The organism is Vibrio sp. LaRot3 (genome assembly GCF_027587025.1).
Taxonomy (GTDB): Bacteria; Pseudomonadota; Gammaproteobacteria; order Enterobacterales; family Vibrionaceae; genus Vibrio.
Genome location: NZ_JAPPTI010000019.1, coordinates 25,927 through 47,241, shown reverse-complemented (window position 1 = coordinate 47,241; position 21,315 = coordinate 25,927). Strand labels below are relative to the sequence as shown.

Annotated in this window: 22 protein-coding genes and 1 tRNA gene; 11 read left to right on the top strand and 12 right to left on the bottom strand. The window is 43.6% G+C overall.

Annotated elements, in window-relative coordinates; all coding sequences use genetic code 11:
• Window positions 1-777 precede the first annotated feature (777 nt).
• The gene (ppiC, locus tag OH461_RS19595) at window positions 778-1,056 is read right to left on the bottom strand and encodes a peptidylprolyl isomerase PpiC (RefSeq protein ID WP_004745652.1); all 279 of its coding nucleotides are present in this window, start codon (window positions 1,054-1,056) and stop codon (window positions 778-780) included.
• 185 nt (window positions 1,057-1,241) lie between these two features.
• On the opposite strand from ppiC, the gene OH461_RS19590 reads away from it, so the two are divergent.
• Both OH461_RS19590 and OH461_RS19585 read left to right on the top strand, forming a co-directional pair.
• Window positions 1,242-2,156, top strand: a complete 915-nt coding sequence (locus OH461_RS19590; RefSeq protein ID WP_270022217.1) for a chemotaxis protein — start codon at window positions 1,242-1,244, stop codon at window positions 2,154-2,156.
• A 257-nt stretch (window positions 2,157-2,413) separates the two neighbouring features.
• Window positions 2,414-3,430, top strand: a complete 1,017-nt coding sequence (locus OH461_RS19585) for a GGDEF domain-containing protein (protein ID WP_270022216.1) — start codon at window positions 2,414-2,416, stop codon at window positions 3,428-3,430.
• A gap of 13 nt (window positions 3,431-3,443) precedes the next feature.
• On the opposite strand, the gene OH461_RS19580 is transcribed toward OH461_RS19585, so the two are convergent.
• The gene (locus tag OH461_RS19580; RefSeq protein WP_270022215.1) at window positions 3,444-4,280 is read right to left on the bottom strand and encodes a YdcF family protein; all 837 of its coding nucleotides are present in this window, start codon (window positions 4,278-4,280) and stop codon (window positions 3,444-3,446) included.
• Between the two features lie 170 nt (window positions 4,281-4,450).
• Here OH461_RS19580 and OH461_RS19575 point away from each other — a divergent pair, with 170 nt between their 5' ends.
• The 4 genes from OH461_RS19575 (at window position 4,451) to OH461_RS19560 (ending at window position 8,136) form a co-directional block, all read left to right on the top strand.
• The gene (locus OH461_RS19575) at window positions 4,451-5,821 is read left to right on the top strand and encodes an L-serine ammonia-lyase (protein ID WP_270022214.1); all 1,371 of its coding nucleotides are present in this window, start codon (window positions 4,451-4,453) and stop codon (window positions 5,819-5,821) included.
• Between the two features lie 188 nt (window positions 5,822-6,009).
• Window positions 6,010-7,485, top strand: a complete 1,476-nt coding sequence (locus tag OH461_RS19570; protein WP_270022213.1) for a peptide MFS transporter — start codon at window positions 6,010-6,012, stop codon at window positions 7,483-7,485.
• A gap of 168 nt (window positions 7,486-7,653) precedes the next feature.
• Window positions 7,654-7,851, top strand: coding sequence for a DUF2986 domain-containing protein (locus tag OH461_RS19565; RefSeq protein WP_270022219.1), 198 nt, complete (start codon window positions 7,654-7,656; stop codon window positions 7,849-7,851).
• A 57-nt stretch (window positions 7,852-7,908) separates the two neighbouring features.
• Complete coding sequence (locus tag OH461_RS19560; RefSeq protein WP_270022212.1) at window positions 7,909-8,136, top strand: hypothetical protein; 228 nt, start codon at window positions 7,909-7,911, stop codon at window positions 8,134-8,136.
• Here the strand turns inward: OH461_RS19560 and OH461_RS19555 are convergent.
• Window positions 8,133-8,825, bottom strand: coding sequence for a hypothetical protein (locus OH461_RS19555; protein WP_270022211.1), 693 nt, complete (start codon window positions 8,823-8,825; stop codon window positions 8,133-8,135). The genes OH461_RS19560 and OH461_RS19555 overlap by 4 nt on opposite strands.
• 246 nt (window positions 8,826-9,071) lie before the next feature.
• Window positions 9,072-9,162: transfer RNA gene (locus OH461_RS19550), tRNA-Ser, on the bottom strand.
• Window positions 9,163-9,478: 316 nt separating this feature from the next.
• On the opposite strand from OH461_RS19550, the gene OH461_RS19545 reads away from it, so the two are divergent.
• Window positions 9,479-10,153: a MaoC family dehydratase gene (locus tag OH461_RS19545; protein ID WP_270022210.1), complete on the top strand. Its 675-nt coding sequence runs from the start codon at window positions 9,479-9,481 to the stop codon at window positions 10,151-10,153.
• A 55-nt stretch (window positions 10,154-10,208) separates the two neighbouring features.
• Here the strand turns inward: OH461_RS19545 and OH461_RS19540 are convergent, their stop codons facing one another.
• A complete protein-coding gene (locus tag OH461_RS19540; protein WP_270022209.1) occupies window positions 10,209-11,024 on the bottom strand; it encodes a phosphate ABC transporter substrate-binding protein in 816 nt (271 codons plus the stop codon).
• Between the two features lie 177 nt (window positions 11,025-11,201).
• Here OH461_RS19540 and OH461_RS19535 point away from each other — a divergent pair, with 177 nt between their 5' ends.
• Complete coding sequence (locus OH461_RS19535; RefSeq protein WP_270022208.1) at window positions 11,202-11,552, top strand: DUF3024 domain-containing protein; 351 nt, start codon at window positions 11,202-11,204, stop codon at window positions 11,550-11,552.
• On the opposite strand, the gene OH461_RS19530 is transcribed toward OH461_RS19535, so the two are convergent.
• Together OH461_RS19530 and OH461_RS19525 are read right to left on the bottom strand one after the other, a co-directional pair.
• A complete protein-coding gene (locus OH461_RS19530) occupies window positions 11,549-12,196 on the bottom strand; it encodes a TetR/AcrR family transcriptional regulator (protein ID WP_270022207.1) in 648 nt (215 codons plus the stop codon). The genes OH461_RS19535 and OH461_RS19530 overlap by 4 nt on opposite strands.
• 64 nt (window positions 12,197-12,260) lie before the next feature.
• The gene (locus tag OH461_RS19525; protein WP_270022206.1) at window positions 12,261-12,842 is read right to left on the bottom strand and encodes a hypothetical protein; all 582 of its coding nucleotides are present in this window, start codon (window positions 12,840-12,842) and stop codon (window positions 12,261-12,263) included.
• Window positions 12,843-12,990: 148 nt separating this feature from the next.
• On the opposite strand from OH461_RS19525, the gene OH461_RS19520 reads away from it, so the two are divergent.
• The gene (locus tag OH461_RS19520) at window positions 12,991-13,272 is read left to right on the top strand and encodes a hypothetical protein (RefSeq protein ID WP_270022205.1); all 282 of its coding nucleotides are present in this window, start codon (window positions 12,991-12,993) and stop codon (window positions 13,270-13,272) included.
• 360 nt (window positions 13,273-13,632) lie between these two features.
• Here OH461_RS19520 and malG read toward each other — a convergent pair whose 3' ends face one another.
• The 3 genes from malG to malE form a co-directional block, all read right to left on the bottom strand.
• The gene (gene malG, locus OH461_RS19515; RefSeq protein ID WP_260261758.1) at window positions 13,633-14,523 is read right to left on the bottom strand and encodes a maltose ABC transporter permease MalG; all 891 of its coding nucleotides are present in this window, start codon (window positions 14,521-14,523) and stop codon (window positions 13,633-13,635) included.
• Between the two features lie 11 nt (window positions 14,524-14,534).
• Complete coding sequence (gene malF, locus OH461_RS19510) at window positions 14,535-16,109, bottom strand: maltose ABC transporter permease MalF (RefSeq protein WP_270022204.1); 1,575 nt, start codon at window positions 16,107-16,109, stop codon at window positions 14,535-14,537.
• Between the two features lie 72 nt (window positions 16,110-16,181).
• On the bottom strand, window positions 16,182-17,363 hold the full coding sequence (malE, locus tag OH461_RS19505) for a maltose/maltodextrin ABC transporter substrate-binding protein MalE (RefSeq protein ID WP_270022203.1): 1,182 nt from the start codon (window positions 17,361-17,363) through the stop codon (window positions 16,182-16,184).
• Between the two features lie 659 nt (window positions 17,364-18,022).
• On the opposite strand from malE, the gene malK reads away from it, so the two are divergent.
• Entirely contained in the window at window positions 18,023-19,144 is a 1,122-nt protein-coding gene (gene malK / locus OH461_RS19500) for a maltose/maltodextrin ABC transporter ATP-binding protein MalK (protein WP_270022202.1), read from the top strand.
• Between the two features lie 37 nt (window positions 19,145-19,181).
• On the opposite strand, the gene hutZ is transcribed toward malK, so the two are convergent.
• Both hutZ and hutX read right to left on the bottom strand, forming a co-directional pair.
• Window positions 19,182-19,712 (bottom strand): heme utilization protein HutZ, encoded by a 531-nt coding sequence (gene hutZ, locus OH461_RS19495; RefSeq protein WP_270022201.1) that lies wholly within the window; start codon window positions 19,710-19,712, stop codon window positions 19,182-19,184.
• Window positions 19,713-19,780: 68 nt separating this feature from the next.
• On the bottom strand, window positions 19,781-20,284 hold the full coding sequence (gene hutX / locus OH461_RS19490; protein ID WP_270022200.1) for a heme utilization cystosolic carrier protein HutX: 504 nt from the start codon (window positions 20,282-20,284) through the stop codon (window positions 19,781-19,783).
• Window positions 20,285-20,574: 290 nt separating this feature from the next.
• Between hutX and OH461_RS19485 the strand changes: the two genes are divergently transcribed.
• On the top strand, window positions 20,575-21,315 hold the full coding sequence (locus OH461_RS19485; RefSeq protein ID WP_270022199.1) for an energy transducer TonB: 741 nt from the start codon (window positions 20,575-20,577) through the stop codon (window positions 21,313-21,315).

Below are 21,315 nucleotides of genomic sequence, written 5' to 3'. Positions count from 1 at the left end.
CTCTTACTCTAAGATGTTTTCACATGAGACAGATGAAATAAAAATAAACAATATTTTAATAATTATTTAACATTCATTTGCTAATGTTAATTTTGACATTGCTCGAGTGTCTATAAAGAATTAGAAACTTAACACTTTATACACAAAATTGGGTTATTTTGAAAACCCAAAACTACAATTTGAAAAACTTTTGTCTAAACCCTTTATTAAAATGATATACCGCACAAATTAATAGAACTATCATTTGCACTTATTGCATTTTTAAGATCCTAAAAATAAATACCAGCTAGACAACAAATTCCACAACAATTACAAGGTTAATAATCCTTACATTTAAAAGTGATATTCACCATTCGGGTTTAACGAGTTAAGCCACATCACAACAAAGCCATAAAACCACACAAAAACAATTACTTAATTAAAAAACAAGCAAAATTAGTGAAAGTTTTCACTATGAAACATGTGCATCCCAATAATGACCTTGCTTTTATAATGGTTTAATGTAGATGATCGCTTCATGATGAGACAAAATAAGTCATCATATTATTTGTGGTTATTAAATATAACGAATTGGCTTACTTACAATTAAGCCCAACACAGAATAATAAATTAATCACCATTTAATCTAAGGTCGGATATTAATATCCCATCATATTATCAAAGCCTTACAACACAGCAAGAAAGGCATACAGATGTTAAATGTTGAGCAAGTTGTTACAAAAAAGCGCCTTTGGTTTCCCAAAGGCGCTTTTGCTGTTCATCTTGGCGAGATATGCACTATGTTCTATACAAAACCTTTACTACATGCCATCCGAATTTGGTTTTTACCAAATGAGGAACCAGTGTTTCGCCACTAAAACACACTTTATCAAACTGCGGAACCATCTGACCTTTGCGGAATTCACCTAGATCACCACCTTTTTTACCTGATGGGCAAGTTGAGTACTTCTTGGCTAGAGTCTGGAACTTTGCTCCTTTTTTCAGTTGCTTAATGATGTCTTCAGCTTGTTCTTTATGCTTGACTAAGATGTGGAGTGCAGCAGCAGTATTTGCCATAACAATGTCTCTGTCAGGTTAATTTAGCGCGCGATTGTATCGAATTTACGCACTGGGTTCATCTAAGGTTTGTACCATGATCTCATTTAATCAATGAAACATGACAATCCCTGATCTGCTTCATGGATCATAAATTCATTTGCGTTACCATATTCATTTATAGGATGTCATATCTGAGAGACCAAATGGCGAAAATTAGTAAAGCAAATCAGTCACAAGGTATGCTGATGTTTACACTCACCACCAATAAGCAGCTTTTTGCAATTGGTACGCTTAAGGTGCGTGAAATAGTCCCTTATATGCCGACGACACAAATCCCCTACTCACATCACAACGTGATTGGTACGGTGACGATTCGTGATCTCAACGTTCCTGTTATTGATATGCCTGCGGCTATTGGCTTTCGTCCAATTCAGCCAGAAGAATACAGCTCTTGTTATTTAATCGTGACCGATTGCCTACGCACGGTTGTGGCATTTATGGTTCGTTCGATCGAAAAAATCATAGATTGCGATTGGCGCAATATTGAGCCCTCCCCTCCAACGGCGGGAAACAACGTCTTCGTGACGGGTATTACTCGCTTCGACGAGAAAATCATTCAAATGTTAGATGTTGAGCTTCTGCTTTCCAAAATCTATCCAGACACTGAAGCGGCCAACATTCCGATGCTGACCGATATAGAACGTGAACGCCTCAAAGCCTTGCACATTCTTCTGGTTGATGATTCAAGCATTGCTAGAAAACAGCTCTCAGATGCGCTGGATAGTATCAATATTACTTATGCGATTCGTAAAAATGGCGCGGAAGCACTCGACTACATGCGCGAAGCCTCTCAAGCTGGCAAAGGCATCGATCTATTAGTCAGTGATATTGAAATGCCAGGGCTAGATGGCTACGAGTTAGCGTTTGAAACACAGAATGATCCTGAGCTACGTAAAGCCTACATCATTTTGCACACCTCATTATCAAGTGAGATATGTTTGCAGCGTGCGCAACAAGTGGGTGCTCATGAGGCACTAGAGAAGTTCAACGCAGGCGATTTGATAAAAGCCATGCTTCGCGGCGCAGCGAAACTCAGCCAAGGTACTGAGCTTGCCTAGCTCCCCAAAAGCGCGAACGCATTAGGCATAAGTGAGCCTTTAGTCACCACAAGGTTGTTTTCTATCAAGTAGGATCACAGTTTTTAGGTTTATTCTCTATGCTCACTGTACGCACTCAATCAGTTTGATTAACGTAGCCCTAATCAAGAAGTCATAAAGTAACTAAAAACAATTAGACACTTATTTTTATAACTGACTTAATAAGTTTGAGTTAACATAAACAGATAAGTAATAAAGTAAGACTGCCGCTGAAGATCATGACAGAAGACGATTTTAAGAAGTCGACGGCTAATCTCAAAAAAGCTGTCCCACTAATGATGAAGAATCATGTCGCTGCTACGCCTGCGAACTACGCGCTATGGTATGCCTACGTCGATAATGCGATTCCAAAACTCAATTTCGAGCTTGATACCATTATCGAAAATTTTGGTATCTGCCCTCCCGCCAGTGGCGAACAACTTTACAACAAGCATGTTGCGTCTCGTAACGAAACCAAATTAAGTGACTTACGCGCCAACATTGAGATATTAGTCAACGAAGTGGCTAGCTCAATGTCTGATACTCTGAGCGACACTTCTCAGTTCTCAGAGCTAATAGACCGCAGTTTTAGTAACTTAGAACGCGTTGAAGATGAAAGCATGTCACTGGATGAAGTAATGACAGTCATTCGACAGCTCGTTGCAGAATCTCGTGAAATTCGCCATTCCACCAGCTTTTTAAGCAACCAACTTAGCACCGCGAGTGAAGAGATTGGTCGATTAAAATCTCAACTGGCAGAAGTCCAAAAAGACGCGCTGTTTGACAGCTTATCGGGCTTATACAATCGCCGCTCATTTGATAATGACATCAAAACGCTGTGTTTAAGTGAACAAAGCTTCTGCCTCATTTTGGCGGATATTGATCACTTCAAAAACTACAACGATACCTACGGCCACTTGTTTGGCGATACGGTAATCAAAGGGCTAGCTCGTCGTTTGCACAGCAGTTGCCGCGATGGTATTACCGCCTACCGCTTTGGTGGGGAAGAGTTTGCGCTGATCGTTCCTAATCGCAATGTTCGTGTAGCTCGCCAGTTTGCTGATAGCTTGCGCCGCACCATTGAAAAGCTGTCAATTCGCGATCGTCGCTCTGGTCAGCAAGTCGGCAATATCACCGCCTCTTTCGGGGTCACAGAACGCCTTGAAAACGAGCACTTCGAAGCGGTTATCGAACGCGCCGACAAACTCCTTTACGAAGCAAAACAGCTAGGTCGTAACCGAGTGATGCCACTCTAGCGCGATTAAGCGATTATCCTTCCGGATCTATGACGCGATTTAACTGAGTTAATATCGCGTCAAACTCTACAAGCACTTGCTGCACAACCTCTATTGTTAACTTGCTCTGTTCCAGTAGCAGTTCAATCTGAACAACCCACTCAGATATCCGCTGCAAGTCACTCTGGTGTGGCTTCATTACTTGCAGCTTAGTTAACGCCCTCAAGGCCTGCTTGGTTACGGCTATAGGCTCTTGCGCGGTATCGCTCCAACGCTTCGAAAACACACCTTTCACTATGCCTTCTAATAACACTCGAAATGTCGTGAGCTCATCAATCAGTAAAAACGCTTCACCTTGTTCTGTCTCATGCGGGTATCGTGCACTGCAATGCGCATCGATTGCTAAAGGAACATTAAGATGCAATCCTGCTTGAGCACAGCGATCTACAAGCACAGTCAGTAACCCTTGCTCAGGCATCATCTTTTGTATTTCAATGATTCTGGTGAGGTGATAATCATTCGACACTAAGATCACATCAACCCACTCGCCACGCTCACACAAACCGCTGCGTATAAGTTCACTGCTCGCATTGACTATATTTTGCACCGTATTAATCGAGCGGTTTTCTATAATGATCCGGGCTTGCGGAATGGTTTTCCAGAGGGAGTTAGTGAGCCGAAATTCATCCCATAATGCTTGTGCTTCAGAACGCGTTTGGCCTTTCAATACGCCTCCGCAGAAGACCAAGATGGGTTGCTTGGGTTGTATTAGATGCAAATAATCGTTGAGTGCCGCTATGCGCGAAACGCCCTCTGAAGTGAGAGTATCATCAACTAAGCGCTTGCCTAAAATAAGAATGACTTGCTTCACATTCCTTGATGTTCGATTACTCAATAGCTTCCCTTATCCAACGCATTTTAACCAAGCCCGACTATATTTAGAGTATACCTGACTCGCTTGCTCTCACTAGAGATTAATCTCACCACAGTTCAAAAAAGATCAGGTAACTACCTGATAATTTAGCTAAAAGGAGTACAGGTATGTTGTCTATCTTCGATATATTTAAGATTGGTGTCGGCCCATCAAGCTCCCATACCAACGGCCCAATGCTAGCTGGGTTTGATTTCTTATCTCTCATAGAATCACAACTTGTCGAGGTTTCCCGCGTAAGAGTCGACCTGTTCGGTTCTCTTTCGCTGACGGGCAAAGGCCACCATACAGATAAAGCAGTCATCTTAGGGTTACTTGGCAACAAACCTGACACCATCAAGATCACCAGCGCTAAGCAATCCCTATCAGACACCATCGACAATCATTGTTTGAATCTCGCCGGTAAACAGTCCATTAGCTTTGATTACGATACAGACATCGTTTTCCACTCAAGCAATCTCCCGCTTCATGAAAACGGGATGTCGATTACCGCCTTCGATTCCCAAGCCAAGCCTCTAACAAGCCAAGTGTATTATTCTATTGGCGGGGGCTTCATTGCCACAGAGCAGCAGCTAACCAATAACGAAACCAGTGTACAAATTGATGTCCCTCATCCCTTTAAATCCGCCGATGAAATGCTGACCCAAGCGGATTCACTGGGACTTAGCATCGCCACTATGGTGCTACGCAATGAAGTGGTTTTTAGGCCCATGGAAGAAATTGACCAGCAAGCCGATAAATTATGGAAGGTCATTCAACTCTGTATGCAAAGAGGCTTTAATCAAGAAGGCATTCTAGAAGGTGGCCTGCGCGTCACTCGCCGCGCGCCAAGCCTGCATAAGAAACTCAAATCCAATAATGAATTAGAACATGACCCGATGGCAGTAATGGATTGGATCAACCTATTTGCCTTTGCCATTAGTGAGGAAAATGCCGCAGGTGGACAAGTGGTCACCTCACCAACTAACGGTGCCGCTGGGGTTATCCCTGCGGTTTTAACTTACTACCATCAATTTATCTGCCCACTTGATACCAAACAACTTAAAGACTTTTTCGCCGTAGCAGGTGCAATTGGCATTCTTTACAAAATGAATGCTTCCATCTCTGGCGCAGAGGTCGGCTGCCAAGGGGAAATTGGCGTTTCATCATCGATGGCGGCGGCTGGCTTAACTTCACTGCGCGGTGGCAGCAATGAGCAGATCTGCATTGCTGCAGAAATCGCCATGGAGCATTCACTCGGCATGACATGCGACCCAATAGCCGGCTTAGTTCAAGTCCCATGTATTGAGCGCAATGCAATGGGCGCGGTAAAGGCCATCAATGCCTCTCGCATGGCATTAAAGCGCACCAGTAAGTGCGTTATCTCGCTCGATAAAGTGATTGAAACCATGTACCAAACAGGTAAAGACATGAACAGGAAATACCGCGAGACTTCATTAGGTGGCTTAGCGCTGATTCATCTTGCACACCCGTGTGAATGATAATTTTACAAGACAGAAGTTACATAAGAAATCAACTTCATCGTCAGCATAAAAACCCACAAAGCAAACGGTTGGCATCAAAAAAAGCATAATATCCCGCATGGCAATGGGGAAACTTCGTGCATCATCTCGCATTTCTGCGATAATTCCCGCCCTCAAAATTTGTGTTCCAACCCCAAGAGAAAACTATGTGGAATAGACTCAATAAGTCGATGATGTTCTGCCAAATGATGTTTGGCTTATCTTTCTACGGTGTGATGATTATCCTCACGCGCTTCTTCCTAGAAGAACTGCAATACAGTGAAGCCGATACCATGATGGTTGTTGGTGCATTCTCATCCATCGGCCCACTATTTGCTATCGCAGGTGGTTTCATCGCCGACAAATTCTTAGGCGCATACCGCTCGCTGACCATTTCTTACGGTACTTTCGCGACCGGTTACCTTCTACTTATCCTTGGTGCTTCAACCACCAATATTCCAATGAGTTTGGCAGGTATCGCTCTAGCGAGTTACGCTCGTGGCCTTATGTCGCCATCTTACCCTAGCCTTTACAAACGTACTTTTGCTAGCCAAGAAGACTTCGAAAATGGCTACCCAGTAAACTACTCGGTAAACAACGTAGGCGCTCTACTTGGTCAATACCTATTCCCTATGTTTGTTTTGGTGATTGGCTTCCACGGTAGCTTCATGCTGTCTGCGGTTATGGCTGCATTAGCATTCGTTACCCTCGTATTCTTCCGTAAGCCTTTGGTCGGTGTCGCGGCTGATATTGACCAAAAACCAGTATCAACAACCAATTGGCTCGCGTTCTTTGTTCTGTCTGCGGCGATGGTTGGCTTAGTATTCTTCATGTTCAAAAACATGGACATTGGTCAAAACATCGTTTACGCCATTGGCGCGGTTGCGATCTTGTACTTCATTTCTTTGATGTTCAAATCTGGCAAGTCAGACGCACTTAAGATGGGTACCATCCTCATCATGACAGTGCTGACCACTTGCTTCTTTGTATATTACGGTCAAATGATGACATCAATGACTATGGTAACCATCAACACTATGCGTGGTGACCTATTCAATATCATTCCTATTGCACCTGAAGCTTCAATGGCAATGAACCCTCTTTGGTGTATCGTCGCTGGCCCAGTGATTTCCCTAACGTTCTCTTCTCTAGAGAAGAAAGGTATCAACCTATCGACCGCAACCAAGATCGGTCTAGCGTTTATCTTTACCGCTATCGCGTTTGGTATCTTAACAATGGCAGTAATAAACATTGGTGACGACGTAATCATTCGCCCTGAAATCTTCCTAGCGATTCACTTCTTCCAAGCATTTGCAGAAGTCATTGTAGGTAGCTTAGTGGTTGCATTTATCTTAGCGGTTACACCAAAACACATCGAAGGCTTCTCTGTATCACTATTCTCAGTTGCAATGGCACTAAGTGGCATTATTGGTGCGGTGTTCTCTACGTCTATTGCTCTAGAAAAGGGCCAAGAGATCACTCAAGACATCGTTAAAAACGTTTACGGTGAATACTTCCAACTGCTGACTATTCTTGCTGTCATTATGGTGGTCGTTGCGTTTGTTTCTTCTTTCGTTATTCGTAAGATGCTTCAAGCGGCTCGTGAGCAAGAAGAGCAATTGGTTGAAGCAGAAGCTAACTAATCTTGCTAACAACGTTTAGATAAAACCCGAAGTTCGCTTCGGGTTTTTTATTGCCTGTTTTCCACTATCTAGATAGTAGAATAAGCGCCTATCAAGCAAGCGCGACAGCTAATGCAATACGACAAAGAGTTTGCTATGATTCGCGACCGCACAACACTAGGTGGCATCATGAACCGTAAAAAGAAAATCAATCAGATCTTAAAAGCGAAGCAAAAGAAAGCGAACTCAAAATTGCACAAAAACAATAAGCCTCGTTATATTTCCAAAGCTGAGCGCGCCAAAATGGAAGCGGAAGAAAACCAACAGCAAACTGTGGAAGTTAGCGAACCAGAGCAATCTTTAGAAGAAGCGCCAAAAGCCGAGTAGCCTTCCCCCTCGACAAAGGCTATGCTTGGTGAAGTGGTATATAGCGAAGAAAAGCTCATGAGAGACGACACCAAGCAAAAAGTTAAGCAGCTATTGCTAGCGACCAAATATGGCGTTTCAGCCTCAGAAATGCCAACCATCATCCAAGTGCCCGAAGCTCAAGGCTTAGCCATCATTAAACAATTGATTGAAGATGGCGAGGACATCCACTCCCTTGGAGCAAATGAAAACCCCGCCGAACTCGTGCTTTATTCTATAGGGCCAATCGACGAAAGCATTGGCTAACCTTTAACAAACAGTGACTTCACTTTTTGATAAAGGTAATCCCAGCGCTCCTTCATCCCTGTATCCATGCTCACTAAATAGCCTGTCGAACCGGTATAGATATAGTCCACCGATTCATCAAACACGAACCATGCTGCGTAGGTAGGATAGTCACGATAGTTTTGCTTAAATCGTTCAAACACTAATTGCTCTTGTAAATACCCGAATCGACTTCTGAAATGACACGATGTTGGGGAAGTCATTTTTCCATCTGCCGATTCCTTGGCGACAATCGTGACATCACGCGCCTCCATATATCGACCATAGCTGTACGCGATATCTAACGTGTTATATTGCGCGCGATAGTCATAGCCATCCATCTCTTCTCGGGCTGGATTTTCACTCTGCAAAGCGATGTTTAGATTGGGGTACTTTCTGATATGGGTATCAATCTGCTCAATCTGCGCTTCAGGAAACGTATGTTTTACCAAAGCGGTACAAACATGCTCTAGCTTAGCATTGATCACCGCATCCCCATCTAACAAGAGCAAGGGTAAAAACGGAGTCACCAACACGGTAGTAAACGCAATTAGAATTGGGCTTGGCTTTTTGCGGCCCTTGCCTGACTGACGTTGAACCTTTTTCTTAGGAGTGGCAGAAGATGTTTTTACTTCAGCCTTGTTTTTATTTCGGTTTTTCTTTTTTGCCACGATGCTACAACTAAACTATTGAATACAATAAGTAAGGTGACGACCCCGTTAAACTCAGCCATCCATTGGCTAACCTTACCCTCACGGCGGAATTCTATCACAACCACCAGCTGCAAAATGGCAATTAATTGAATCAAGATCAGATAGTTAGGTAAATATGTCAGATAAACCTAAAAGCATATGGGGATATTGGCTAAACGCCGAAGAAACGAAAAAGCCCCAGCATTTCTGCTAGGGCTTAGAATGTGGCGGAGAGATAGGGATTTGAACCCTAGATACGCTATTAACGTATGCCGGTTTTCAAGACCGGTGCTTTCAACCACTCAGCCATCTCTCCGTTGCGTGGCGTATATTAGATATTGGCATGGGTCTTGTAAAGGAATAATTTGCATCTAAGAGTTTGTTTGCTCACTTAGTCGCCAGCAAATAATTGAAACTTGGTAGCACAAAACGACCAAAGTCGCCAAATAGTAGGTCAAAAACTCTAATAGATCACATTCTAATAAAATAGTGTTTTATTGTTAAGTCAATGAAATTATTATAGGTATTAGCATTGAGCAAACGCGTGTACGCCCGAAAGTAATTGCAGATAATTGTGAACTGCTTCAAAATTAGGGAATTAGCGTAGTCTATGTTCTGTATCTGAGGTTTTTATGAAAGTCGCGGACTTATTTAAACATCGTAGTGAAGTAAGCACTAAACAATCTGAGTTTATGCAATGGGTATCGCCTGCAATGCGTGAGTATTGGGGTGAGTTCTTGCACAAGGCAAATAATCGCCAGCTATTTCAACGATTAAAAGATCTGCAACAACCTGCTGTTAATGATGAGCCACCGAAGCCGAAACCTATCGAGCTAAAACCAGAAGCTCAGCAATTGCTTGAAGAACTGGAAACAAAGCTTGATACCGTTATTCACACTGGCGAGTGGATTCATGTATCGCAAGAGCGAATCGATCAATTCGGTCAAGTAACGGAAGACATGCAATGGATTCATACCGATCCTGAGCGCGCTTCTGTCGAATCGCCTTTTAAGACGACCATTGCACACGGTTTTCTAACGCTTGCATTACTGCCTAAAATGACAGACAGCGTCGACCCAGATAACACCCTATTTCCTACGGCAAAGATGGTCGTTAACATCGGCTTAAACCAAGTACGTTTCCCTTATCCTGTAAAGGCGGGGAACCGCGTGCGTGCCGTTAGCACCCTTTCTAAAGTCACTCCTGTACGTAAAGGGCTAGAAATTGAGCGTGAAATCAAAGTTGAAATCGAAGGCATTCGTCGCCCAGCTGCGGTTGTCGTGTCAGTGATTCAACTTCATTTCTAAGCAATCGCTGCATCAGAATGAACAAGGGAGAGCATCATGCTCTCCCTTTTGCTTTCTATTGTTCAGCAGTGTAGCCATAGTCTGCGATGAGTTGTTTCGCAGTATCACTTTTTAAGAACTCAAGAAATGCTTTGCTGTCGTCATCCAATTTATCGTTACGGTGAATAACGAGAAAAGGACGCGCTAACTGATAGCTTCGGTCTGCCACATTTTGATTACTCGGTTTTTCCCCTTCAAAGCGAATCGCCTTCACCGAACTGTCTATCGAGCCAATGGAAATAAACCCAATGGCTTGTTTGTTATGATTGACCAAGGTTTTTACCATGCTGTTGCTATTCACAACTAAGTTATCCGGATTTACGTCCGATACTCGTTGATCGTTCACCACTTTGGTTAGTCCAAGCAAACTTTCAAAGCTGTATTGTGAGCCTGATGATGCCTCTCGGGTTACGACTGCGATTTTTTGATCATGACCACCAAGTTGCTTCCAATTAGTGATCTTGCCTTTATACACGTCATACAACTGCTCGCGGGTGATATTAGCTAGCGGGTTATCGCTGTTCACTACAACCGCTAAGCCATCAAAGGCAATGGTAGAGACGCTGATATTCTCATCTTGCTCGCTCTCTGTAAGGTGACGAGAACTCATGCCCAAATCAGCTACCCCCTTCTTCAACAAGGTAATCCCTGCGGTTGAACCTATGCCCTGAACCGCTACATAGGTTTCTTTATGGTTGGCGTTAAACTCTTCAGCGAGCACATCCATGATACGTGCTACCGAGGTTGACCCACTAATGTTGACTTCACTAGCCTGCGCTGACAAAGAGATAAAAGAAAAAGACAATAACGCAGCAAGTGCGATTCGCATCATAATGTTCTCCAAAATTTCCAACTTGGCCATCCTTGTGATGTGCTACTCAGTGATGACCACTAAACTATAACCAGCCACATGATATGGCGTTTTGATTACAATTTTGTGAAAGGCTATGCAGACGCCACGGTTTATAGACCATAATATGGGAAGCCGCATGGTTGTATTGGAGTCAGTATGGGTTTAGTGAGTTTGTTGCAAAAACAGGTCGAACACCGCGCGCTGTTTGTCTGCCAGCATCGCAATCAAGGGCTACCTCCAGAAATGGGGAAAGCGAACTTTGAGCCTATTGATAACGGCGTGATATTCATAAAACAGCACTACCTTTTAGACTCTAACCATTGTGACTATATGCGTTCAGTGGCGAAGATTGTTTGGGATCATGAAGAAGAAGTGTGGCAGCTTTTTGTCGCAGATGACAAAGAGAATGATGAGTGGAAACCCTACCCTTATTTGGCGCACAGTGGTGACTTAACGACAATCATGCACGAAGTGGAAAAAGATCCTAAAGAGATGTTTTGGTCTTAATTTTCGACCGTATTATCGGCTTTCAGCATGCCACTGGTCATCATTTTTATGTTGTGCTCTAGCAGCTGGTTAAGAAACTCTTCATTAAGCTCAATCCCATGGATGGCAAATAATGAGTGCGGAGCGATGAAAGGGAACACCATTAGCGAAAGATAAGAGACTTTACATAACTTAGCGTCCATCCCCTCTTTCATTCGTTCTTCACCAAACAACTTATCAAACAACACGCTCTGGACTGGCTTAGTGATGTCCATGAACACTCTTTCGATCAAGGTTCGTTGAATTTCTGACGCAGGCATTTGCATTACTTGAGCAATAAGTCGTGGAAATTGAGGAAACTTAATCATTTCTCGATAATACGTGCGCATGATATCAAACACGCTGCCATTGCTGGAATCTTGCATCAGGCGCTTTACTTGTTGCTCCATCGGGGCAAGCGTGTCACGCACCATGGTTTCAAACAGCCCTTCTTTATTGCCAAAATAGTAGCGAATGAGCGCGCTATTCACCCCTGCCTTTTGAGCGACCAAGCGGATAGATACTTTGTCATAGCTCATCACTGTAAATAGATCACGAGCATGTTTAATAAGCAGCTCTCTTGCATTGGTGTCACGGCTTGGTCGGCCAGCTTTGCGTTTTTCCATACATCTTGCTCTAGATTTAGCGCTTTAAAACTATCGGTGTGTGCTTATACAACCAAGCACTTCTCTATTTATCGATAGAGCAGGTTTCACTTTTGAAGCCATCTAAGCCGGGCTTGAGCTTTGATACGCCATCTAACAACTCTAAGCTGCATTCCGGCGAGCCAGATTTACTCATCTTACTCACAAAGTTAAGCTGATATTCTGAACCTTGTTCCGGCACAAATTCGGATAACATGGTGCACCCCATCCCACCAGAATTAGCCGCCACCATTAATTTGATTGGCTCACCCGCTGCAATCGCGACGGTTTTCTCTTCCGTATCGTATTTCCACTCAGCCCAGCCACCAATACCAATTTTGTGCATCACTTGTTTGTAGCCACTGATGCCACGTACATCGCATTGACCATTCTGATCAACATGAAAGAAACGGACAGATGTCCCTGTCATTGTCCCTTCAGCTTGCGCATGTAAGGTGATGTTAGCAAAGTCATCCTGTCCTGCTTGCTCTAACGCGTATTCACTGGCACAACCGCCTACAGTAATAAGCAGTAATAGCACTAATGTTCGAACCATATCGTTCACCTTCTTTTCCGAGCGAATCGTCATCTCAATCAATGTGACTGAGTAATGACGAAACTCATCCATAGAACAATATCTAAGCAATTAGCAGACCATTGTGAGTATCACTTTGTGCAGCTAGTCGCATCTTTTAAGACGACCTCGCCATATTAGGGTACTAAATATCTTCGATAGTCACGCTGCTGTCATTTTTCTTTCATCTAGGTTTGATTAAATGCTGCGAATTCCATTTTTATCTAAGGTTTCTAAATTGGCGACAAAAGGGACAACGCTAAGCGAACACACGTTGCTCAACCCAAAAGCGGTTGAATATCAATGGGTAAGAACTATGTATGTAGAAGGGTATGGTGACAATGAGATTAACCACTACATTCAAACCTGCTTTGGCGGAGATGCTACCTTTGCCGATCTTTTTCGTCGTGTTGCGTTATCTCAAGAGAGCATTTACGTGCTGTTGCGTTACCTTGGCTGCGCGCCATCCAACCGAGAGTTTTAGAAGCTGTCCTCTCTTAACACTGAACATAAAATCATCAAAGCCGTCTTCGTTTCATGTTGCTTTGCAACATGGCATTCTACGTTTGCTTATTTTTTAGATTTGAATCGCATACAGTTAATCTGCGTATGTACTGTAAATACCACAAAAATTAGTATGCCTTGGTGAGTTAGGCAGAAAAAAGCCCAAGCTATGCTCGGGCTCAGGTTACAAAAAACTGTTAGTTTTTGGATAGTAAGGAATCTAGCTAACAGCCAGCTATGCGTAACGCCAACTTGCCCTTTCTTAACTGATCGGCGGCCAAACCAAGAGTGTTAAGAAAAGAACAAAGAGGCGACCAATAGGTCGCCTTTATCATTTTTATTAGCCTTTCACACCGCCGGATGTTAATCCTCCGACCAACCAGCGCTGTGCAAGTAGAAAAACGATTGTAATCGGCAAAGCAGACAATACTGCTGCTGCTGCAAAATCTCCCCACAGATAGTTCTGCGGATATAGATACTGCTGCATACCTACTGCTAGTGTGTACGAATCTACATCAGAAAGCAATAAGGATGCGACAGGAACCTCACCTACTGCCATAATAAATGACAAGATAAACACTACAGCAAGAATCGGCACTGACAGTGGCAATAGCACTAATCTAAAGGCTTGCCATGGAGTTGCACCGTCCAATGCAGCGGCTTCTTCTAGCGATCCATCTATCGTTTCAAAGTAACCTTTGATTGTCCAAACGTGCAGAGCAATGCCCCCTAAATAAGCGAAGATTAGGCCGCCATGAGTGTTCAACCCAAGGAAAGGAATATACTGTCCAAGCTTATCAAACAATGCGTAAAGCGCGACAAGAGCCAATACTGCCGGGAACATCTGGAAAATCATCATTGCTTTAAGAATGGTGTTCTTACCTTTGAACTTCATTCGAGCAAATGCATACGCTGATGTCGTTGAAAGCGCAACAATCAAAATCGAGCTGATACCTGCAACTTTCACTGAGTTCCACAACCACGTAAGTACTGGGAAAGGCGGTGGTGTTACAGAGCCATCCGCATTAGTGACTGAAAAACCTAGTGCAAGCTTCCAGTGCTCCAATGATGGATTTTCAGGAATGATGCTACCAGTTGCGAAGTTACCTTCACGGAAAGAAATCGCCACAATCATGAGTAGTGGGAACATAATTGCCGCAAGAAATAACCACATGAGGGCGTGTGTCGCCCATACACGATATTTTAGAGATTTACCTTGTACCATTGCCATCGGGTTACTCCTTAATCTTGTGCTAGTTTAGTGAATCGTAGGTTGAGTAACGCTAGTGCGCCGACCAACAAGAAAATCAAAGTGGCGATAGCACTTGCTAGACCGAAGTCTTGACCACCCGCACCTTCAAAGGCGATACGATAGGTGTAGTTAACAAGCAAGTCGGTGTAACCCGCAGGCTCTGATGTGCCAATCATGTTTGGTCCGCCTTGAGTCAATAACTGAATCAGTACAAAGTTATTGAAGTTAAAGGCAAACGCAGCGATTAACAGTGGCATCAATGGCTTAATCATAAGCGGCAGAGTAATCGTGCGGAAGTTGTCAAAGAAATTCGCACCATCAATTGCAGACGCTTCGTACAAATCATCTGGTATCGATTTAAGTAGGCCCATACATAGGATCATCATGTAAGGGAAACCAAGCCATGTATTAACAATAAGCACCATCATTTTCGCCAAGAATGGGTCAGAGAACCACGCTGGGCTTAAACCAAACATTGTCTGGAGCACCATGTTGATCTCACCAAAACTTTGGTTAAACAGACCTTTAAAAATCAGAATTGAGATAAATGCTGGTACCGCATAAGGCAAAATCAGTAACACGCGGTAAATGCTGCGTCCTTTCAGCGCTTCCCACTGAACAACGCTGGCTAATACCAAGCCAATCACCCCCGTAAAGACAATGGTCAGTACCGAGAAAACAATAGTCCAAATAAAGATACTGGTGAATGGTTGGCTGATACCCTCATCTTTCCACACACGCTCAAAGTTATCAGTACCGATGCTAACGATGAATCCCGGAGAAACGGTATCACCAACAAACTGACCGGCTTCATCCACTGGTTGGTAGAAACCTTTGTCTAGATTCGGTTTAAGGGTTTCACCCGTTTCGTTATTAAGCAGTGTCTCGCCGTCTTGCTGCAAAGTATACAGAGGAACAACCGCTGCAAACTTACGCAAACCACTCATGCGAATTTCTTCACCACTAGGCATTAATAGGTCAACCTTACCCAGTGAAGAGCGATTCTTGATGATAGTTTTAATCGGTTCTTTTTTACCATTCACTTGATCAACTGGCTTCAGAGCCATGTTCATCTCGCTCAACTGACTTAAGTTAAAGAAATCAGAGGCCAGTGTTTTGCCTTCTTTCTCAACCACAAGTTGATGACCAGAATCGGTCTTGTACAGTGTGAATGGGTAGCTTTGGCCGCTTTGGTAGGTACGATCTAATAACACCTGTTGCGCGCGGTCATAAGAGAGTTGGTTTTTCGCACTGAAATTGGTGAAGGCCAAACCAACCGTGTACACCAAAGGAAACATAATGAATAGAATCATGCCCGCGATACCTGGGTAGATATAGCGATGTGCATAGGTCTTCTTATTTCCGAAGATATATAGGGCTAGGCTGGTAAGTAAAAGAGTAAGAAGAGCAAAGGCGATTTCACCACGTGAATACATCAAAATCGTGGCATAACCATTAACCAGTGCAACTGAGCCTAATAGACCCCACTTGATAAAAACGCTTTTACTCGACGGTAAATAGAGAGTGTTGGATGCCAAAGCATCTGGGCCTTGTACTGACTGCATAGTAGAACCTGCTAGCGAAATACTAAAGAGATGAAGGAGGGACGAATCCCTCCTTGGGAGCATAGAACAGAATTACTTAGTCATCTGCTTTTCTGCATCTGCAAGCGCTGCATCTACAGTTTGACGACCTTCAACAATGTTGATGATGGCATTCTTAGCACTGCCCCAGAATGCGTTCATTTGAGGAATGTTTGGCATGATTTCACCATTCATTGCGTTATCCATTGTTGCTGCAATACGTGTATCCGCATCTAGCTCACGCTGGAATGAGTTAAGAGCAACCGCACCTAGTGGCTTGTCGTCGTTCACTTTACGCAGACCATCGTTCGTCAATAGGTAGTTCTCAATGAACTCTACTGCTAGGTCTTTGTTAGGAGATGCAGTGCTGATACCAGCCGTTAATACCCCTACGAATGGTTTAGATGACTTACCGTTAAACTTAGGAAGTGTCGCAACGCCGTAGTTGATGCCAGATTTCTCAATGTTACCCCACGCCCAAGGGCCGTTGATGGTCATGGCTGTCTTACCTTGGTTGAAGGCAGACTCAGACACTGAGTAATCCATATCAGAAGAGATAACGCCTTTGTCTACAAGGCCTTTAACGAAGTTCATTGCATCTTTAACGCCATCGTTGTTAATGCCTGCATCTTTAACGTCGTAACCTTCTAGACCATATTTAAACGCGTAACCACCGTCAGCTGCCATTAGCGGCCAAGTGAAGTACGGTTCTTTTAAGTTCCACATGATGGCTGTTTTGCCATCTTTCGCTAACTGCTCGTTAATCTTCGCCACTTCTTCCCAGCTTTTTGGTGGGTTTGGCACGAGATCTTTGTTGTAGATTAGAGAAAGTGATTCAACCGCAATTGGGTAACCGATCAATTTGCCGTTGTATTTCACTGCATCCCATGCGAAATCAACGATACCTTCTTTGATTTCTTTTGATGGAGTGATTTCCGTTAATAGACCCGCTTCTGCGTAGCCACCAAAGCGGTCGTGCGCCCAAAATACGATATCAGGGCCATCGCCCGTTGCCGCAGTTTGTGGGAACTTGTCTTGAAGCGCATCAGGGTGTGCCACAGTCACAACAATGCCTGTGTCTTGTTCAAATTGTTTACCTACTTCAGCAAGTCCGTTATAACCTTTGTCACCATTGATCCAAATGGTTAGTTGTCCTTCTTCGATGGCAGCATTAGCACCGAAAGAGCCAAGAGCAACCAGCGTGCCAAGGGCGACTGAGCTTAGCGCTTTTTTCATGTTCATATCCTTTTTATATTTGTGTTGTAGGGTGTTACCGATAGGCTTCACCGGATTTCGTCAAGCATTGTTAAACAAAACCAGAAGCAGCTCATCATCCTAGTTCCTACGCCTTGGGTATGATGAACTATTTTTGTGATCACTATCGACTACTATTTCCAACTCAAATCACAAAAACAAATCGTATTGTGATCATTCTCTATAATTACTCAGGATTTATTTTGAACTCGATCTCCTTACCAATTTTCCTCCCCGTTTCTGCTACTCCCCCCCTACTACCCCTTTAAAAAAAAGCACTGGGAGGATGAACAATGTCCTATAGTTAAGCAAAATTGCACCATCTTAAGTGGAGGGTGAATCCCTTACCGACGTTGTTAAGAGCGACGGTTTTCAAAGCTACGATAAAAATGTTGAAAACAAATCAGTGTTAGTGGATTAATACGGGGCACGCACTGATAAGTTTCGGGGGAGATATTTTTATCTATTTGCTTTGATGGGTGGCAGAACTACAGCCTGGTTCGCCACCCTTATTTCTTACCCTTACCGATTGCAACACAAGTCGGTAAACTCCACCTTACTGAATTCCTACACTTACTGTCTGCGAGATAATTCATATAACGTGCGGGCGGTAATAAATATAAAAATCGAGGACGAGCTAGATGGCGAGTGTTACCTTAAAAAATGTCTGTAAAGCCTATGGCGATGTTTTAATCTCAAAAAACGTAGACTTAGAAATTGAGCAAGGCGAATTTGTCGTATTTGTAGGGCCGTCTGGCTGTGGTAAATCTACCCTACTTCGTTGTATTGCAGGCCTAGAAGATATCACCTCGGGTGATCTATACATCGGCGAACAACGCATGAACGATGTTGAACCATCAAAGCGCGGCGTTGGCATGGTATTCCAATCTTATGCGCTATACCCACACTTAAACCTGTACGACAATATGTCTTTTGGTATGAAGCTAGCCAAAGCAGATAAAGCGGAAACGGATCGCCGAGTTGAACATGCTGCAGAAATTCTTCAACTGAGCCATCTACTAGACCGTCAACCTAAGGCATTATCGGGTGGTCAACGTCAGCGTGTGGCAATTGGCCGTACATTGGTTTCACAGCCGAATGTTTTCTTATTAGACGAGCCTTTATCTAACCTAGACGCAGCACTGCGCGTTCAAATGCGCTCAGAAATCACTAAACTGCAACGCAAACTAGGTTGCACTATGATTTACGTTACGCATGACCAAGTTGAAGCAATGACGATGGCAGATAAAATCGTCGTCCTTGATGCTGGTTTTGTGTCGCAGGTTGGTAAGCCGCTCGAGCTTTATCATTACCCACAAAACCGTTTTGTGGCAGGTTTCATTGGCTCACCAAAGATGAACTTCATGAGTGTGTTCATTGAAGAAGTGGAAGATGACCGCGTAATGGTTCAGCTGGCAAATGGCACCACATTCTGGATCCCAGTGGATGGCCGAACCGTCACTCGTGGCGAGCGCATGTCTTTAGGTGTTCGTCCAGAACACTTGTTACCAGCGACACAAGGTGATGCAACCATTAGCGGTAAAGTCATGATCGTTGAGAAACTTGGTAACGAAACACAAGCTTACCTACACATTGATGCAGCAGATGCCGATGTTATCTACCGCCAACCGGATACGCTAGATATCGATGCTGGTGATACACTAGAAATTGGTATTCCTGCAAATCGCTGCCATCTATTCCACAGTGATGGCAAAGCATGCCAACGCTTACATCGCGAAGCGGGTGTAGAACTACCTAACTAATTGATATAAGAAAGGGAGCAAGTCGCTCCCTTCCCTTTTATGCCGTTTCGACTTTCTTATGCCCATCCTGTAGATGAACAAAATCAACCATATCATCACCAGAGACTTGATACGCCTGACCAAAACCTTTCACAAATAGCCCATTCTCTGCCGTCAGGTTGAACAACACAAAATCTTGAAGTTGACTAAGGCCGTCAATAATCTCGCCAAAGCGTTCTGTCATCTGCGCGATCACTTGATGCCACTGTTCGCTATCACGCTCTACGACTGACGCGACGGCATCAAAGGTAAGTCGCTTACGAGCAAACAACTGTTTTGATGACTCTTCATCTTCAATCATCATTAAAGACACGTTTGGATTTACTTGCAGATTACGTGCATGACGAGCGATCTCTGAAATCAGCACAAAGTATCCATCTTGGTTTTGCACAAATGGCGCGTAACTGACATTCGGACGACCATCAGCATCGACAGTAGCTAACTGTAATGTGCGTCGTTCTTGGCGAAACTCTTTGATTTCAGGTTCAAGGCGGCCTTGTAGGCGCTCCTGTTTTATTTGTTGATTCATTGACTAACTCCTAATCTTTCTATTCTTATTACATCAAGCGGGTTGAGCTCATTCTGGTTTCGACCAAATTATTGGTTAAGTTCCGCTTGCTTGTTTTTAAACTGTTCCACTTGAGCACTGATCAATTGACGCTTGTCATCACGCCCCAAGTAGATTTTGAAAATGTTATTGCCTTGCTCGCAGAAGAACCCAAAATAGTGGCTCTCGCGGCCCATAAACGGCTTACTGACTAGCGCGATATTCTTTATATTATCTAGCCTCAAATGGCCATGTAACTGACCTTCAGTGCCCATTAAGTTGTAATATCCACGCGCCATTTTCCCTCTAGGGAACGGGGCTTTCACCTCAAATATCGAACCAAACGACTGAACAATCGTGGTCACAGGGCCAAAATCAACCAATCCTTCAAGGATAGCTTGCGCATCTACACCAGAAGCGAGTGCTACCATCTCTTTTGGTAACGCTGAAACCACATTGAATTCCGCAACGCCAAGGCGCTCAGCTATCGCAGCGGGTAATAAATTTGGGTCCTGCTCTAATATCAGAGCAACATCATTATGAATGTCTTGCATATCATTTTTACCTATCGACTACTGTTGCCTAATTTTTGCTTACGCTCATTACGCCTTACCACTAGAAAATCAAATGCATAAGCACGCTATATGATTTAATAAAATGTTACTAACCGCAGCAAGGCATTTGCCCTCAAGCCTTATTTTATAAAGCTCAAGCGTGATTGTTTATTAATTGTGACAGATAATAATTTGACGCAAATGAGAATGCAATTGATAATTGATCTCAAATATTTTCTGCGTAATAATTCGCTCACTTTGAACATTAACTATCTTCAATGGGACGAATTGTGAACGTAACTCGATATGTCATTGCTGGCGGGGTGTCTTTAGCCTTACACGCAGCGTTACTATTTGTGACTGACGAACCCAAAGCGTTTGCAATGCCGGCTGGAGCCAAAACACAAATCGTATCTCTAAAATTTGTTACGCCTATTACGCCCGCTGAACCTGCTTCGGCAAAACCAACACCACCTAAGCCTATTGAACCGACACCGGTGAAAAAAACCGTTTCAAAACCCGCTGATGTGTCAAAACCTAAAGTAAAGCCAAAACCAGTAACAAAGAAAACACCTGCGAAAAAAGCTCAGCCTAAAATCGTCAAAAAGCCAGTTAAGCCTGCCGAAAAGGTAGCGCAAAAAACACAACTAAAACCCGCAGAGACCATAAAGAAAGTAGAACCAACCAAAGTCGAACCAGAGAAAATAGCCAGCAAACCCAAACCAACAACCTCTGGTATATCTGCTCAGCCAATCATGGTGAAGAAACCCGCATTCCTAGAGCGACCTTCAGCACCCAAATACCCAAGAATTGCTCGAAAAAGAGGAGTTGAGGGCGTTGCTATGTATGAGATCTGGCTTGATCAAAACGGCAATCAAGTTAAACAAGTTCTAATTTCATCCTCTGGCACAACCGTGCTTGACCAATCAGCGCTTGATGCGATTAAAAAATGGAAATTTTCCCCTCATACGATAGGTAACCAAACCGTTGCCCATCGAGTACAGATACCTGTTCGATTTAAACTGGACTAA